16 protein-coding genes and 1 pseudogene are annotated in these 15,048 nt (G+C 72.2%); 6 read left to right on the forward strand and 11 right to left on the reverse strand.

Going from position 1 to position 15,048, the window contains the following annotated elements:
* Window positions 1-53 precede the first annotated feature (53 nt).
* Together ACFIF2_RS15400 and ACFIF2_RS15405 are read right to left on the reverse strand one after the other, a co-directional pair.
* The gene (locus ACFIF2_RS15400; RefSeq protein WP_395573205.1) at window positions 54-686 is read right to left on the reverse strand and encodes a DUF6230 family protein; all 633 of its coding nucleotides are present in this window, start codon (window positions 684-686) and stop codon (window positions 54-56) included.
* 651 nt (window positions 687-1,337) lie between these two features.
* On the reverse strand, window positions 1,338-2,315 hold the full coding sequence (locus ACFIF2_RS15405) for a tetratricopeptide repeat protein (protein ID WP_395573206.1): 978 nt from the start codon (window positions 2,313-2,315) through the stop codon (window positions 1,338-1,340).
* A 237-nt stretch (window positions 2,316-2,552) separates the two neighbouring features.
* Here ACFIF2_RS15405 and ACFIF2_RS15410 point away from each other — a divergent pair, with 237 nt between their 5' ends.
* Entirely contained in the window at window positions 2,553-3,173 is a 621-nt protein-coding gene (locus tag ACFIF2_RS15410; RefSeq protein ID WP_395573207.1) for a TetR/AcrR family transcriptional regulator, read from the forward strand.
* Window positions 3,174-3,225: 52 nt separating this feature from the next.
* Here the strand turns inward: ACFIF2_RS15410 and ACFIF2_RS15415 are convergent, their stop codons facing one another.
* The 5 genes from ACFIF2_RS15415 to ACFIF2_RS15435 all read right to left on the reverse strand — a co-directional run bounded on the left by ACFIF2_RS15415 (window position 3,226) and on the right by ACFIF2_RS15435 (window position 6,639).
* Window positions 3,226-4,926, reverse strand: a complete 1,701-nt coding sequence (locus tag ACFIF2_RS15415) for a methylmalonyl-CoA mutase (RefSeq protein ID WP_395573208.1) — start codon at window positions 4,924-4,926, stop codon at window positions 3,226-3,228.
* Between the two features lie 93 nt (window positions 4,927-5,019).
* On the reverse strand, window positions 5,020-5,361 hold the full coding sequence (locus tag ACFIF2_RS15420) for a DUF3817 domain-containing protein (RefSeq protein ID WP_395573209.1): 342 nt from the start codon (window positions 5,359-5,361) through the stop codon (window positions 5,020-5,022).
* Window positions 5,362-5,417: 56 nt separating this feature from the next.
* Window positions 5,418-5,927: a MarR family winged helix-turn-helix transcriptional regulator gene (locus tag ACFIF2_RS15425; RefSeq protein WP_395573210.1), complete on the reverse strand. Its 510-nt coding sequence runs from the start codon at window positions 5,925-5,927 to the stop codon at window positions 5,418-5,420.
* Window positions 5,928-6,004: 77 nt separating this feature from the next.
* Window positions 6,005-6,298, reverse strand: a complete 294-nt coding sequence (locus tag ACFIF2_RS15430) for an MTH1187 family thiamine-binding protein (protein ID WP_053137231.1) — start codon at window positions 6,296-6,298, stop codon at window positions 6,005-6,007.
* On the reverse strand, window positions 6,295-6,639 hold the full coding sequence (locus ACFIF2_RS15435) for a DUF3817 domain-containing protein (RefSeq protein ID WP_395573211.1): 345 nt from the start codon (window positions 6,637-6,639) through the stop codon (window positions 6,295-6,297). The genes ACFIF2_RS15430 and ACFIF2_RS15435 overlap by 4 nt, the downstream gene beginning before the upstream one ends.
* Window positions 6,640-6,832: 193 nt before the next feature.
* Here ACFIF2_RS15435 and ACFIF2_RS15440 point away from each other — a divergent pair, with 193 nt between their 5' ends.
* From ACFIF2_RS15440 to ACFIF2_RS15455, 4 genes are all read left to right on the forward strand, one after another.
* On the forward strand, window positions 6,833-7,465 hold the full coding sequence (locus tag ACFIF2_RS15440; protein WP_395573212.1) for an AIM24 family protein: 633 nt from the start codon (window positions 6,833-6,835) through the stop codon (window positions 7,463-7,465).
* Window positions 7,466-7,467: 2 nt separating this feature from the next.
* Window positions 7,468-8,118, forward strand: a complete 651-nt coding sequence (locus tag ACFIF2_RS15445) for an AIM24 family protein (RefSeq protein WP_395573213.1) — start codon at window positions 7,468-7,470, stop codon at window positions 8,116-8,118.
* Entirely contained in the window at window positions 8,115-8,891 is a 777-nt protein-coding gene (locus tag ACFIF2_RS15450) for an AIM24 family protein (protein ID WP_395573214.1), read from the forward strand. Before ACFIF2_RS15445 ends, ACFIF2_RS15450 begins: the two co-directional genes overlap by 4 nt.
* Window positions 8,892-8,992: 101 nt before the next feature.
* Complete coding sequence (locus tag ACFIF2_RS15455) at window positions 8,993-9,469, forward strand: MarR family winged helix-turn-helix transcriptional regulator (protein WP_395573215.1); 477 nt, start codon at window positions 8,993-8,995, stop codon at window positions 9,467-9,469.
* A 36-nt stretch (window positions 9,470-9,505) separates the two neighbouring features.
* Here the strand turns inward: ACFIF2_RS15455 and ACFIF2_RS15460 are convergent, their stop codons facing one another.
* Both ACFIF2_RS15460 and ACFIF2_RS15465 read right to left on the reverse strand, forming a co-directional pair.
* Window positions 9,506-10,957, reverse strand: a complete 1,452-nt coding sequence (locus ACFIF2_RS15460) for a sensor histidine kinase (protein ID WP_395573216.1) — start codon at window positions 10,955-10,957, stop codon at window positions 9,506-9,508.
* Window positions 10,954-11,622, reverse strand: a complete 669-nt coding sequence (locus tag ACFIF2_RS15465; RefSeq protein WP_395573217.1) for a response regulator transcription factor — start codon at window positions 11,620-11,622, stop codon at window positions 10,954-10,956. Before ACFIF2_RS15465 ends, ACFIF2_RS15460 begins: the two co-directional genes overlap by 4 nt.
* A gap of 134 nt (window positions 11,623-11,756) precedes the next feature.
* On the opposite strand from ACFIF2_RS15465, the pseudogene ACFIF2_RS15470 reads away from it, so the two are divergent.
* A pseudogene (locus tag ACFIF2_RS15470) lies at window positions 11,757-12,362 on the forward strand (PepSY domain-containing protein); the annotation flags it as partial.
* On the opposite strand, the gene ACFIF2_RS15475 reads toward ACFIF2_RS15470, so the two are convergent.
* Together ACFIF2_RS15475 and meaB are read right to left on the reverse strand one after the other, a co-directional pair.
* Window positions 12,320-13,714, reverse strand: coding sequence for an MFS transporter (locus tag ACFIF2_RS15475; protein ID WP_395573218.1), 1,395 nt, complete (start codon window positions 13,712-13,714; stop codon window positions 12,320-12,322). The pseudogene ACFIF2_RS15470 and the gene ACFIF2_RS15475 overlap by 43 nt on opposite strands.
* Before the next feature lie 359 nt (window positions 13,715-14,073).
* Window positions 14,074-15,030, reverse strand: a complete 957-nt coding sequence (meaB, locus tag ACFIF2_RS15480) for a methylmalonyl Co-A mutase-associated GTPase MeaB (RefSeq protein ID WP_395573219.1) — start codon at window positions 15,028-15,030, stop codon at window positions 14,074-14,076.
* Window positions 15,031-15,048 lie beyond the last annotated feature (18 nt).

The following is a 15,048-nucleotide window of genomic DNA, read 5'->3' on the forward strand; positions in this document are numbered from 1 at the left end:
CGGAGAGGGGACGGGCGGGGGCGCCGTCGGCTCCCCCGCCCGTCAAGGGGTGCTTAGTAGCACTCCTTGACACCCTTGGACAGCGACATCTTCAGTCCGCTGAGCTTGAAGGTTCCGGCGGTGGTCGCCCACGCCGTCTGCTTCACGTTCTTCAGCGTGGCCGAGTCGGCCTGCTGCGCGAATCCGTACGGGTTCGCGGTGTCGCCCTTCTTGATGCCGGGACCCTTGACGGCGTCCTTGGCGGCCACACCGATGTCGATGCCACGGAAGGTGGCGTCGGCCTCGAGCTGCTCGACGTCGATGTACAGGTTCTGCGCCTCGACCGGGGTACCGCCGCCGCCCGCCTTCAGCATCAGGCTGACGGAACCGAGCAGCGGGACGTCCGGGGTGACCACGGACTGGCACATGCCCTTGATCGTCGCGGACTTGAACGCCGAGACGGCGACGGGGTGAGCCGTCTTGTCGCCCTTCAGCGTGTAACCCGAGTCGATCGCCCCGTACTGGGAGAATCCCGTACCGTCGAGCTGCTCCGCCGTCACCTTGAACGACTGGCCGGAGACGCTGAACGACGCCGCCAGGGCACCCTGCCCCAGCGCGACGCCTATCGCCGCCGTGGCGGCCACGCTGGGCACCATCACCACAGCGAACCGCTTCCATCTGGTCCCGCCACGCACCTGGGACTCCATATTTCCTCCTTCTCGGACGTACATCTCCTGGCCTCGGCCCCGTCGCCAGTCGGCGACTCGGCCCGGCAGGGATGGGAGAAGTGCTACGTCCTCGGGAAGGAGAGCGCCCGCGCTCGGCGGCACGTACAACGCGCCCGAATCACCGGCGATCACCCCCGAGCGACAACCACTGGTCGCGCCTGACACGCATCACGCACAACCCTGCTGGACAGGCTTCGCCGGGAAAGCGAAGACCCCCCTGCCCAAGAGCCGGCGCCACTGCCGCCGGCTCTGCTCGGTGGGGACCCAGGAACCCCCGCGACCCGACTGGCTTTCGGGGTACGGGAATGGACCGAGCGTCGCCGATCGTGGTGCATTCTCGCCGCCGACACAAGGGGGTTCGTTACTCGCTAGTAACGGCCGGATAACCGCGGGACGACACACCGGTCGCGGACGGCGACGCTGGGTGTGCCATAGGGGCGGAACAAAACTATTGATCGCTGGACAGAATCCGACAGATCGGCGACGTCGACTTACTGGCAGTAACAGCGGCCGCGATTACCAAGATTTGGCAAAGCGCGGCCGCATGGACGTCGCGTCGGCAGCTGGGGCACACGGGCACCACCCGCCCGCACGGTCGGCGACCGGCCGGCGAGGGGTGCCCCGGTCGCCCTAGAAGAGGGCGCGGGCCAGCGCCCTGCGCGCCGCGGTCACCCGCGGGTCGTCACCGCCGACCACCTCGAACAGCTCCAGGAGCCGCACCCGTACGGCGTCCCGCTCGTCGCCGGCCGTCCGGCGCACCGTGTCGATGAGGCGCCCGAAGGCGTCCTCCACGTGGCCGCCGACCAGGTCCAGGTCGGCGGCGGCGATCTGCGCCCGGGCGTCACCCGGCTTGTCCGCCGCCTCCTGACGAACCCGCTGCGGGTCGGCGCCCTGCACGCGCTGGAGCAACTCGGCCTGGGCCAGGCCCAGTTTGGCCTCGGTGTTGCCCGGGTCCTCGGACAGCACGTTCTTGTACGACTGGACGGCGCCGCCCAGGTCGCCGGCGTCCAGCGCGCGCACGGCGGCCTCCAGCGCCGCGTCGTGCGGGCCTGCGGGGTGCTCGGGGGCGGCGGGCTGCGCCGCGCCCGGCTCCGCCTCGGGGTCGACGACGAGACCGGTCAGGCCGAAGCGCTGCTCGGCGACCTGCACCAGCTGGTCCAGGGTCTGCCGGATCTGCGCCTCGCCGGCGGCGCCCTGGAAGAGCGGCAGCGCCTGTCCGGCCACGACCGCGAACACGGCCGGGATGCCCTGGACGCCGAACTGCTGCATCAGCATCTGGTTGGCGTCGACGTCGATCTTGGCGAGGACGAAGCGCCCGTTGTACTCGACGGCGAGCCGCTCCAGCACCGGGCTCAACTGCTTGCAGGGCTCGCACCACTCGGCCCAGAAGTCGATGACGACCGGGACCTCGGTGGACCGCTGGAGTACTTCGCTCTCGAAGCCGGCCTCGTCGACGTCGAGGACGAGATCGGCCGGGGAGACGGCCCCCGTCCCGCCCTGCCGGGCCGCCTCGGCGCGCGCCTGCTCCGCCTTCGCCTTGGCCTCCTGGGCCGCCTTCACCGCGGCGAGGTCGACGACCCCGCTCATGGACATGTTCCGTGGCTGCATGGGCCTATCCTCCCCCGTACCGCGCGCGTGCGTGAAAAGCGGGGTGAAAGCCCGCCCTGATGTGTGCCGTTCGGCGCCGGGTCCCCACCCCACGCCCGTGGTCGTCGCTGGGGCACGGGCGCACCCGTGCTTTCGCTACGCCTCGTAGCGTAATGCGCGGAGGACCCGCCGGCACCCCCCGCCCTGGTGATCTGCCTCACGGCCGGTCGCGCGTCACCCGCCGGTTAAGGTCGGGGGATGCAGAGCAGCTCCACCGCCGGCCGCACCGGGCGTCCGCGCAGCGCGGCGGCGGACACCGCGATCCTGGCCGCGACGCGGGCCGCCCTGGTCGACCTGGGCTGGTCGAAGCTCACCCTGGGAGACGTGGCGACGCGGGCCGGGGTCGCCAAGACGACGCTCTACCGCCGCTGGCCGGGCAAGAACGAACTGGTGGTCGACGCGGTCGCCGAGCTGTTCGACGAGTTGCGGCTGCCCGACCGCGGCTCCCTGGCCGCCGACATCGAGGGCGTGGTGCTCCAGTTCGCGGCGATCCTGGCCCGTCCGGAGGCCAAGAGCGGCCTGATGGCGGTGGTCGCCGAGTCCACCCGTGACGACGCGCTGCGCGAGCGGATCCGCACGTCGATCGTGGAGCGCCAGAAGCGCCTGGTGCTGGAGGGCAGGGCCCGCGCCCAGGCACGCGGCGAACTGCCCCCCGAGACCGACCCGGCCGAGGCCGCGCGCACGGCTGACCTCATCTTCGACGTGGTGGCGGGCGCGGTGGTGCACCGCACCCTGGTCAGCGCGGAACCGGCGGACGGGGAGTGGGTACGGGGCTTCGCACAGGTGCTGCTGTGGGGGCTGGCCTCCCGGCCGGCATAGGCCGGCGGTCCAGGGGGCTCGCAGCCCCCCGGACCGCCGGGGCCCACGGCGTCTAGAACCCCGCCGGTTCCGTGTACACCCCCCACTCGTCCCGCAGCACGCCGCAGATCTCCCCGAGCGTCGCCTCCGCCCGCACCGCGTCGAGCATCGGCTCGATCATGTTGCCCCCGGAGCGGGCCGCGGCCAGCATCGCGTCCAGCGCGGCCCGCACCCCCGCGTCGTCGCGGGCCGCCTTGCGCTCGCCCAGCACCCGCACCTGCTCGCGCTCCACCTCGTGGCTGACCCGCAGGATCTCCAGGTCGCCGGTGACGGAACCGGTGTGGACGTTGACGCCGACGACCTTCTTGTCGTCCTTCTCCAATGACTGCTGGTACCGGAACGCCGACTCGGCGATCTCCCCGGTGAACCAGCCGTCCTCGATGCCGCGCAGGATCCCGGAGGTCATCGGCCCGATGGGGTGCCGCCCGTCGGGGTGGGCCCGCAGGCCCCGCTCCTTGATCTGCTCGAAGATCTTCTCCGCGTCCGCCTCGATCCGGTCCGTCAGCTGCTCGACGAACCAGGAACCGCCCAGCGGGTCGGCGACGTTGGCGACGCCGGTCTCCTCCATCAGCACCTGCTGGGTGCGCAGCGCGATCTCCGCCGCCTGCTCGCTCGGCAGGGCGAGGGTCTCGTCCAGCGCGTTGGTGTGCAGCGAGTTCGTCCCGCCGAGCACCGCCGCGAGCGCCTCCACGGCCGTACGCACCACGTTGTTGTACGGCTGCTGGGCGGTGAGCGAGACGCCGGCGGTCTGCGTGTGGAAGCGCAGCCACTGCGCCTTGTCGGACTTCGCGCCGTAGACGTCCCGCATCCAGCGGGCCCAGATGCGCCGGGCCGCGCGGAACTTGGCGATCTCCTCGAAGAAGTCGAGGTGCGCGTCGAAGAAGAAGGAGAGTCCGGGCGCGAAGACGTCCACGTCGAGGCCGCGCGAGAGTCCCAGCTCCACGTACCCGAAGCCGTCCGCCAGCGTGTACGCCAGTTCCTGCGCGGCCGTCGAACCGGCCTCGCGGATGTGGTAGCCGGAGACCGAGAGCGGCTTGTAGGCGGGGATGCCGGCCGCGCAGTACTCCATCAGGTCGCCGATCAGGCGCAGGTGCGGCTCGGGCTGGAAGAGCCACTCCTTCTGGGCGATGTACTCCTTGAAGATGTCGGTCTGGAGCGTGCCGTTGAGCACGGAGGCGTCCACGCCCTGCCGTTCGGCGGCGACCAGGTACATGCAGAACACGGGCACGGCGGGCCCGCTGATCGTCATGGAGGTCGTGACATCGCCGAGCGGGATGTCCTTGAACAGGACCTCCATGTCGGCGGCCGAGTCGATGGCCACCCCGCAGTGCCCGACCTCGCCGAGCGAGCGCGGGTCGTCGGAGTCGCGGCCCATCAGCGTCGGCATGTCGAAGGCGACGGAGAGCCCTCCGCCGCCGTTGCGCAGGATCATCTTGTAGCGCTCGTTGGTCTGCTCGGCGTTCCCGAACCCGGCGAACTGCCGGATGGTCCACGTCCGCCCCCGGTAGCCGGTCGGATGCAGGCCGCGGGTGAACGGGTACTCCCCCGGCCAGCCGATCCGCTCGAAGCCCTCGTAGGCGTCCCCGGGCCGGGGCCCGTACACCGGCTCCACCGGGTCCCCGGAGAGCGTGGTGAAGTCCGCGTCGCGCTTGCGCGCCGCGTCGTACCGGGCCTGCCAGCGAAGGCGGCCCTCCTCTATGGCGTGAGCGTCCATACCCACGAATTTACTAGGACGTCCAAGTAAATGTCGATGGTGTACCGCCGTACGGGTGTCCGTACGGCGGTGGCAGGGCTTGACAGGACCCGGTTACGCCTTGGCGGCGGCCGGCGTCTTAGCCGCGGCGACCTTGGCGTCCAGCTCCTGGCTGACCTTGCGCTCCACGAAGAAGGCGGCGGTCGGGATCGTCCCGGCCAGCAGCACCCACAGCTGCTTGCTGACCTTCCACTTCGCCTTCGCGCCCAGGTCGAAGGCGAAGACCAGGTAGACGACGTACAGCCAGCCGTGGGCGATGCTGACGACGCGGGTGAAGTCGGCCGCGCCGTCCATGTCCAGCAGATACTTGGCGATCATGCCGAGGCAGAGCAGGATCAGCAGCACACCGGTGACGTACGCCATGACCCGGTAGCGGGTCAGCACGCTCTTTTTCATGCGTACGAGCGTAACCGTCCGTTTCGCGCGATCTTCGGGCGGGCCCGGCGACGCGCTCAGGCCTCTTCGAAGTCCCCGGCGGCCACCCGCAGCGGCCGGAGCATCGCGAAGATCTCGCCGCACTCGTCGGCGTCGTAGGCGCCCAGGCCGAAGTCCATCGCCATCAGGTCGCGGGTGGCCGACTCGACCACCTCACGGCCCTTGTCGGTGATGGTGGCGAGCGTGCCGCGGCCGTCGTTGGGATTGGGGCGCTTGTCGACCAGGCCGGACTTGACCAGCCGGTCGACGGTGTTCGTCACGGAGGTGGGGTGCACCATGAGGCGCTCGCCGATCTTGGACATCGGCAGCTCGCCCGACTTGGAGAAGGTGAGCAGCACCAGCGCCTCGTAGCGCGCGAAGGTCAGCCCGTACGGCTTGACCACCGCGTCGACCTCGGCCAGGAGGATCTGGTGCGCCCGCATGATCGACGTGATCGCGACCATGGAGGGCACGGCACCCCAGCGCTGCTTCCACAGTTCGTCGGCACGGGCGATCGGATCGAAGGAGAGACTGAGGGGCTTCGGCACGGCATCAGACCCTACCGGCCGGTCATATCCCGGTCAGCCCCGTCTCGCCCTTCGATACCTCCGCCCCGGGCCCGCGGCTATCCGGCGAGGTGCCGCTCGACCGTGTCCACCTTGGAGGTGAGGCCGTCCGTCACGCCGGGGCGGATGTCCGCCTTCAGGACCAGGGAGACGCGGGGCGCCCGTGCCTCGACGGCCGCGACGGCCCGCCGGACGACGTCCATGACCTCGTCCCACTCGCCCTCGACGGAGGTGAACATCGCGTCGGTGCGGTTCGGCAGGCCCGACTCGCGGACCACCCGGACGGCGTCGGCGACGTACTCCCCCACGTCCTCGCCGACGCCGAGCGGGGTCACGGAGAAGGCGACGATCACGCGCCCACGACCCCTTCGCGGCGGGCGCGGGAGGCGATGACCGCGCTCTCGGCCTCACGCTTGAGCCGGCGCTCGGCGAAGAAGCCGCCGGTCGGCAGGACCGACATGACGAAGTAGAAGGCGGCGGTGCCGAAGGACCACTTGGCGCGGTTCCAGGCGTCCGCCCAGAAGAGCACGTACAGCACGAAGAGGAAGCCGTGGACCGCGCCCATCACGGGCACCGCGTTGAATTCGGTGGTCCGCTTCAGGACGGAGCAGACGAGCAGGAGGAGGAACGAGATCGCCTCGGGGCCGGAGACCAGGCGGAGGCGGCGGAGGGCGGAGGCGGTCTTGAGGTCCACGGGTCACCTTCGGTGGGTTCGGTGGGTTCGGCTGGAGGGGTCGGGTCGGTGCTCGGGCACGCCGGCGCGCGGCGGTTTGTGAACGTGCGCACAAGCGCGCGTCCATTGTGGCAAACGCCCGACGCGCCCGGGTGAGGGGGTCGGGGCCCTGTCGGCGGGGGCGCCCGGCGGGCTACCTTTCCCATTTGTGGCGATGTTCCGACTTCAAGACAGCAAGGTACTCGCCGTCGACATGACCGGGGACGCCGTGAAGGCGAAGAACGGCTCGATGGTCGCGTACGACGGGGAGATGGCCTTCAAGAAGCTGAGCGGCGGCGGTGAGGGGATCCGGGGCATGGTGACCCGGCGGATCACCGGCGAGCAGATGACGGTGATGGAGGTGAAGGGGCACGGGACCTGCTGGTTCGCGGACCGGGCCTCGGAGATCACCCTCGTGGGTCTCCAGGGCGACACGCTGTACGTCGAGTCCAGCAACTTCCTGGCGGCCGACGCCGGGCTGCGGACCGGCACCAGCTTCACGGGCACGCGCGGCGCCTCCCAGGGCAACGGGCTGTTCACGACGACGGTCGAGGGGCACGGGCAGGCGGCGATCATGTCGGACGGCCCGGCGGTGGTGCTGCGGGTCAGCGCGCAGTACCCGCTGACCGTCGACCCGGGGGCGTATGTCGCGCACCAGGGGAACCTGCGGCAGTCCTTCCAGTCGGGTGTGACGTTCCGCACGCTCTTCGGGGAGGGCGGCGGCGAGGCCTTCCAGATCCGCTTCGAGGGCGACGGCCTGGTCTACGTGCAGCCGAGCGAGCGGAACACGATCGCGGGGGATGTCTGACCATGGCCTTCGAGGAGATCAACGCGAAGATGGTCCGGGCGACCGTGGCACCCGGGCAGCGGCTGTTCAGTCAGCGCGGGGCGATGCTCGCCTACCAGGGCGAGGTGTCCTTCACCCCGAACACGGCCGGCGGCCAGGGCGGCGTCATGTCGATGATCGGGCGCCGGGTGGCGAACGAGGACACGCCGCTGATGACCGTCGAGGGCAGCGGCACGGTGCTCTTCGGGCACGGCGGGCACCACGTCCAGGTGATCAACCTCGCCGGCGACACCCTGTACGTCGAGGCGGACCGCCTCCTCGCCTTCGAGGGCACGCTGCGGCAGGGCACGGTGTTCCTGGGCTCGCAGGGCGGGGTGATGGGCATGGTGCGCGGGCAGGTCAGCGGGCAGGGGCTGTTCACGACGACGCTGAAGGGACACGGCTCGGTGGCGGTGATGGCCCACGGCGGTGTCTTCGAGATCCCGATCACTCCGCAGCGGCCGGTACGCGTCGACCCGCAGGCCTACGTCGCCCACCACGGCGACGTCCGCAACAAGCTGTCCACGGCGATGGGCTGGCGGGACATGGTGGGGCGGGGCTCCGGCGAGGCGTTCCAGCTGGAGCTGAGCGGCAGCGGCACGGTGTTCGTCCAGGCGTCGGAGGAGAAGCTGTGAGCACGGTCCACCACGACCCGGCGACGCTGCCGGCCGATGACAACGTCAACGCGTACACCTTCTGCGTGGAGCTGAAGGGGAGCCGGTGGTTCCTGCAGAAGGGGAAGATGATCGCCTACTACGGGACGATCGAGTTCAACGGGATCGGGCACGGGCGGTTGGACCGTCTGGTGCGCACGTCGTTCCATTCGCCTCTGCACGCGAGCGACTGGGTCGTGGCCGAGGGTTCGGGCAAGATGCTCCTCGCCGACCGGGCCTTCGACGTGAATTCGTACGACCTGGAGGACGGCAACCTGACCATTCGCTCGGGCAACCTCCTTGCTTTTCAGCCAAGTCTCGCCCTCAAGCAGTCGATCGTGCCGGGTTTCCTGACCCTGCTCGGAACCGGAAAGTTCGTGGCCGCGTCGAACGGTCCGGTGGTGTTCATGGAACCCCCGATCCGGGTCGACCCCCAGGCCCTGGTCGGCTGGGCCGACTGCCCGTCGCCGTGCCATCACTACGACCACGGGTACATGACCGGCCTGATGGGCGGTCTACGTGCGATGACGGGCCTGGGCGGGGCCTCCGGGGAGGAGCACCAGTTCGAGTTCGCGGGGGCGGGGACGGTGCTGCTGCAATCGAGCGAGACGCTGATGGCGGAGCAGGCGACGGGGGCCACTCCGCAGCAGGCGGGAGTGCCCGGCGGCGGGGCGTCCGGAGCACCGGGAGGCCGGTCGGGGGCACCGGGGCTTCCCGGACAGCTGGGGGACCTCCAGCGCCGCTTCGGGCTGTGAGCGGTAATCTGCGGAGTGTGACGTCGAACGCGTGCGCACCGTCACCGTCACGGACCACCCCTCACTAGTTCGCCTTTCAACATTTTAGGTAGACTTCATTCATGGAGACCGAGACGGCCACCCGCTGGCTGACCGATACGGAGCAGTGTGCCTGGCGCACCCACCTGGAGGTCAACAGGCTGTTGACGCACCAGCTCGAGAAGGACCTGCAGCCGTTCGGCCTGACGATGAACGACTACGAGATCCTGGTGAACCTCTCCGAGTCGGAGGGCGACAGAATGCGGATGAGCGACCTGGCCACGGCCACGATGCAGTCCAAGAGCCGCCTCTCCCACCAGATCACCCGCATGGAGAACGCGCACCTGGTCCGGCGGGAGAACTGCGAGTCCGACCGCCGCGGGCTCTACGCCGTCCTCACCGAGCACGGCCTGGAGACGATGCGGAAGGTCGCGCCGCACCACGTGGCCTCGGTCCGCAGGCACTTCATCGACCTGCTGGCCCCCGAGACCCTGACGGACCTCGACAAGGCGCTCAAGCCCATCGCGGAGCACCTGCGCGCCCAGCGGGGACGCGCCTGATCACGTCCGCGCGGGCCACCAGGGCCTGACCAAGCGCTACCAGGCACCCGGCAGGCGGAGCTCGAACAGGGCCCCGCCTGCCGGCGCGTCGTGGACGGTGAGCGTGCCGCCGTGCCGTACGACGACGTCGCGGGCGATGGCCAGGCCCAGCCCGGCGCCGCCGTCGTCGCGGCTGCGGGCGGCGTCGAGCCGGACGAACCGCTCGAAGATCCGCTCCCGGTCAGCCGCCGGCACGCCCTCCCCGTCGTCCGCCACCGCGATCACGGCCGTCCCCCCGTCCCGCCGCACGGACACCTCCACCGCCGAACGGGCGTGCCGCTGGGCGTTGTCCAGCAGGTTGGCCAGCACCCGGCCCAGCTGCCCGCGCGACCCGGCGACCGGCACGTCGTCCTCGGCCCGCACCTGGACCCCGGCCCGGTCCCCGGCCTCCTCCCGCGCCAGCGCCGCGAGGTCGACGTGCGCGTCGGCGGGCCGCTCCCCCGCGTCCAGCCTGGCCAGCAGCAACAGGTCGGCCGCGAGCCGCTGCAGCCGTACGGTGTCCTCCACGGCGCCGTCCAGATCCAGCAGTTCGGGGTGGGCGGCGGCCACCTCCAGCTGGGTGCGCAGGGAGGCGATGGGGCTGCGCAGCTCGTGCGAGGCGTCGGCGACGAAGCGCCGCTGCCGCTCCACCGAGGTCTCCAGCGCCGCCAGCGTCTCGTTGGTGGTCGAGGCGAGCCGGGCGACCTCGTCGTGCGTGCCCGGCACGGGGACGCGGCGCGCCAGGTCCTCGCTGGCGGTGATCGCGGCCATCTCCCGGCGGATGCCCTCCACCGGGCGCAGCGCCCGCCCGGTGACCAGCCAGGTCACCCAGGCGACCACCGCGAGCAGCAGCGGGAAGCCGATCAGCATGACGGTCAGCGCGGTGCGCACGGCGCCGTGCTCGGCGGACAGCGGGGCACCGGCGTAGACGGTGAGCTGCTCTCCGTCCCGGGTCTCGACGGGCACGGCGGCGAAGCGGTAGTCCTCCGTGTCGCCGTCGATGGTCGCGGAGCCGTCGCTGACGGTGGTGCGCGCGCCGATCTCACCGGGCTCGAGCGACTCGCCGGAGTCGCCGGAGTCGCCGTCGTCCGAGTCGCCGTCGTCGTCCGAGTCGCCGTCACCGTCGCCGTCGCCGGTGGGGGCGGGCGTGGGCCGCGGCTCCACCGCGTCGACGCCGGTGCCGCTGATCCGTTCCAGGTCCTCGCCGGCCGCCACCAGCCTGCCGTCCTCGTCGACGACCTGCACCGGGCGGTCGTCCACGTCCAGCGACAGGTCGCCGTACGGCGTCCCGACGGCCAGCTCGGCGGCGACCTCCCGCGCGGAGCGCTCCGCCTGGGTGCCGGCCTCGCCGAGCAGGTTGGAGCGCAGGGACAGCAGGACGGCGGTGCCGGCCGCGACCAGGGCGACGGCGACCACGAGGGTGGCGCCGAGCGTGGCCCGCGCCCGCACCGACCCGAGGAACCGGCTCACCGCTCGCCCTCCAGCCGGTAGCCGGCGCCGCGCACGGTCCGGATGAGACCGGCCCGCAGCTTGCGGCGCAGGGCGCTGACGTACACCTCGACGATGTTGGGGTCGCCGTCGTAGGCGAAGTCCCAGACGTGCTCCAGGATCTCCGCCTTGGACACGACCTGCCCGGCCCGCACCACGAGCTGCTCCAGTACGGCGAACTCCTTCGCGGTGAGGGTGACTTCGCGCTCGTCCAGGAACACCCGGCGGGCGGCGGTGTCGACCTTCAGGTCCCCGTGGACGTGCACGGGCGAGGCCGCGCCGCCCTGGGCCCGGCGCCGCAGCAGGGCCTTCACGCGGGCGACGAGGACGACGTACGAGAAGGGCTTGGTGAGGTAGTCGTCCGCGCCCGTGTCCAGGCCCTCCGCCTCGTCGTACTCGCCGTCCTTGGCGGTGAGCATCAGGATCGGCACGTCGTGCCCGGCGGCGCGCAGGGCGGCGCAGACCCGGTAGCCGTTGAGGCCGGGCAGCATGATGTCGAGGATGACGAGGTCGTACACGCCCTCGCCGGCCCGGTGCAGTCCCTCCCGGCCGTCGTGGACGACGTCCACGGCGTACCCCTCGGCGGTGAGGCCCTTGGCGAGCGACACGGCGAGGCGCTTCTCGTCCTCCACGATCAACAGGCGCATGGGTGAAGGGTCCCAAAAGGAAGCTGAAGAAGCCTTCAGGCGGCTTCAGCTCGGCCTCAGCGTCGGTCCGCGACAGTGAAGGCGTCGAAAGCACAGCGACTCGACCAAGCCTGTACGACTCGGGAGGAAGCCGCATGAAGCGCAACATCGTGATCGCCGTCGTCACCGCCGCCGCACTGATCGGAGGCGGTACGGCGACGGCGCTGGCGACCTCGGGGGACGACGACCCGGGTACGACGCGCCAGTCGGCGGACGCCCGCGCTTCGGACGACGACGCGCGGGACGACGCGGACGACGCGGACGACGCCGGTGACGACCGGGACGCCGACGACCGCGACGACGCCGCCCCTGCCGCCGCCGCGAAGGTGACGGCGGCCGACGCCGTCGCCGCCGCCCTGCGGGAGGCACCCGGCACACCCGGCACCGCCGTCTCCGCCGAACTGGACGACGAGGACGGTGACGACGACGGCGAGCGCGCGGCCTGGGAGGTCGAGGTCCTCGCCGGCGACGGCACCTGGCACAGCGTCCGGATCGACCCGGCCGGCGGCAAGGTCCTCGGCTCGGAGAAGGACGACGAGGACGACACCGACGAGGTCCGGGCCGCGCTGAAGGGCACCTCCGTGGACGCCGCCGAGGCCGCGAAGGCCGCCGCCGCCCACGGGACCGTGACGTCCGTGGAGTTGGACGACGACGGCCACTACGGCGACGGCGAGGCGTCCTGGGAGGTCGAGACCCGCTCCTCCGGCAAGGGCGAGCGCGACTGGCGGGTCGACCCGGCGTCCGGCAAGGTCACGGCCGACCGCTCGGACTCGTCCCGGTCGGACGATTCGGGCTCCGACTCCGACTCGGACTCCGACGACGACTGACCGGCCCCCGCCCGCCCGGCGGACCGTGCGCGGCGGCGCCCCGGCACCAGCGCCGCCGCCACGGCGACCGCGCCGGACACCGCGAAGCACACCGCCAGGGGCAGCCGTTCCACCAGCAGGCCCACCGCGGCGGCACCCGCGGACATCCCCGCGTTCACGGCCGTGTTGCACCAGGCTCCCGCCCGGACCCGGAAGCCGGGCGCCGCGCTCTCCTCGGCGACCAGGTACGCCGTCGTCAGCGCCGGCGCCACGAAGAACCCCGCGCAGGCGACCGCCGCGGCCAGCGTGCCGACACCGGGGGCGAGGCCCGCGACGGCCAGGCAGAGACCGAGGCCCACCGCGTAGAGCGGGAGCCGGGCGCGGGCGGAGGCGCGCCAGGCGAGGGCGCCGTTGAGCAGTCCGCCGACCGCACTGCCCGCCGACAACGCCGCCAGCACCCAGGCGGCGGTGCCGTCCCCCGAGCCGTGCCGCCCGGCGAAGGCGACGACGAGGAGGTCCACGGCGCTCACCGAGACGCCGACGCACGCGGCGACGGCGACGGGCTGCAGCAGGGCACTCCGCTGTCCCTCTCCCCCTCGGCCGGCCGGCGCGGACGCGTCCTTCCCGCGCTCCGCCGGGGGGCGCGGCACGGCCGCCGGGGACCTGACGAAGGCGAGGGTGCCCACCGCCACCAGCAGCGCGCTCAGCACGACGCCGGCGGCCGGCGGGGCGACGCCGACCAGCACACCGACCAGGAGCGGGCCCGAGACGAAGAGCAGTTCCTCGGCGACGCCGTCCAGGCTGTAGGCGCGCCGCAACATCGCCCGGTCCGGGAGCAGTTCGGCCCAGACCGCGCGCATCGTGGGGCCGAGCGGGGGCGTGCAGGAACCCGCGAGGGCCGCGGTCACCGCGAGGGCGGACGCGGGCGCGCCCGGACGGCAGACCGCGGCCAGCGCGCACAGCAGCACGGCGTGGAGCAGGGCCATGGGGAGCAGGGCCCGGCGCGGGCCGTGCCGGTCGACGAGTGCCGCGCGCCAGGGAGACAGGAAGACGCTCGTCGCGCCGAAGAGCGCCATGACGGCGCCGGCCACGGCGTACGACCCGGTGGCACGGGTCAGGGCGAGCATCAGGGACAGGGAGACCGTGCCGTACGACAGCCGGCCGACGAGGGCGGCCGCGAAGGTGCGGCGGGCATGGGGAACGCGGAGTACCGCGGCGTACGACGGCCGCGCGGAAGACGTGGACACGCGAGAGGTTCCTCAGGAGGCAGGCGACGAGGGGACGCCGAAGCACGCGACGGCCGGATGCGGCGGTCGCGTGCGGGGCGGGCCCTATGCCAAGAGGAGGAACACGCCGAGCAACGTACAGCGGGACCCGTCCGGGGGCACGCCATTTTCTCCGCCGCTTTTTCCCTCGCCTTTCCGCCGCCCCCTCGCCGCGCCCTTCGGCGTACTCCGCCTCGCCTCGGCATCGGCTCGAAACGGGGTCCACGCGCGATCCACGCCGACGCGGAACACGCTCCACGCCGGCACCACGCGCACTCGGCGTCCGCTGGAAACGGGCTCGGCGCCCGCCGGAACCGGGCACCGCGCCGGGGCGTGTCCGGTCAGCCCTGGGTGAGCCCCGCCACCAGTTCGTCCGCCGCGCGGTACGGGTCGAGCTGGCCCGCCACGATGCGTTCCGCCAGTGCGCCGAGGCGGCGGTCGCCGTGCAGGTCGCCGATGCGTTCGCGCAGGGTGGTGACGGCGATGGTCTCGACCTCGCGGGCCGCCCGCGCCCGGCGGCGTTCGGCCAGCACGTTCCGCTCCTCCATCCAGGCGCGGTGCTTCTCCAGGGCCTCGACCACCTCGTCGACGCCCTCGCCGCGCGCGGCGACCGTCTTCACGATCGGCGGGCGCCAGTCGCCGGGGCCGCGGGATTCGCCCAGGCCCAGCATGTGGTTCAGCTCGCGGGCGGTCGCGTCCGCGCCGTCGCGGTCGGCCTTGTTCACGACGTAGACGTCGCCGATCTCCAGGATCCCGGCCTTGGCCGCCTGGATGCCGTCGCCCATGCCCGGGGCGAGGAGGACGACGGAGGTGTCGGCCTGGGAGGCGATCTCGACCTCCGACTGACCCACGCCCACCGTCTCGACCAGGATCACGTCACAGCCCGCCGCGTCCAGCACCCGGATGGCCTGCGGCGCCGCCCAGGCGAGGCCGCCGAGGTGGCCGCGCGTCGCCATCGAGCGGATGTAGACGCCCGGGTCGGAGGCGTGCTCCGACATGCGGACGCGGTCGCCGAGCAGGGCGCCGCCCGAGAAGGGGGAGGACGGGTCGACGGCCAGGACGCCGACCCGCTTGCCCTGCTTGCGATACGCCGTCACCAGCGCCGAGGTGGAGGTCGACTTGCCGACGCCCGGCGACCCCGTCAGACCGACCACGTACGCCCCGCCGGTCAGCGGCGCGAGGGTCGCCATGACCTCCCTGAGCTGCGGGGACGCCCCCTCCACCAGGGAGATCAGCCGGGCCACGGCCCGCGGCCGGCCTTCCCTGGCCTGGGCGACCAGCGAGGAGACGTCCTGCATCACAGCTCCGTTCAGTGA

This window comes from Streptomyces sp. BK79 (assembly GCF_044142145.1).
In the GTDB taxonomy this organism is placed as follows: domain Bacteria; phylum Actinomycetota; class Actinomycetes; order Streptomycetales; family Streptomycetaceae; genus Streptomyces.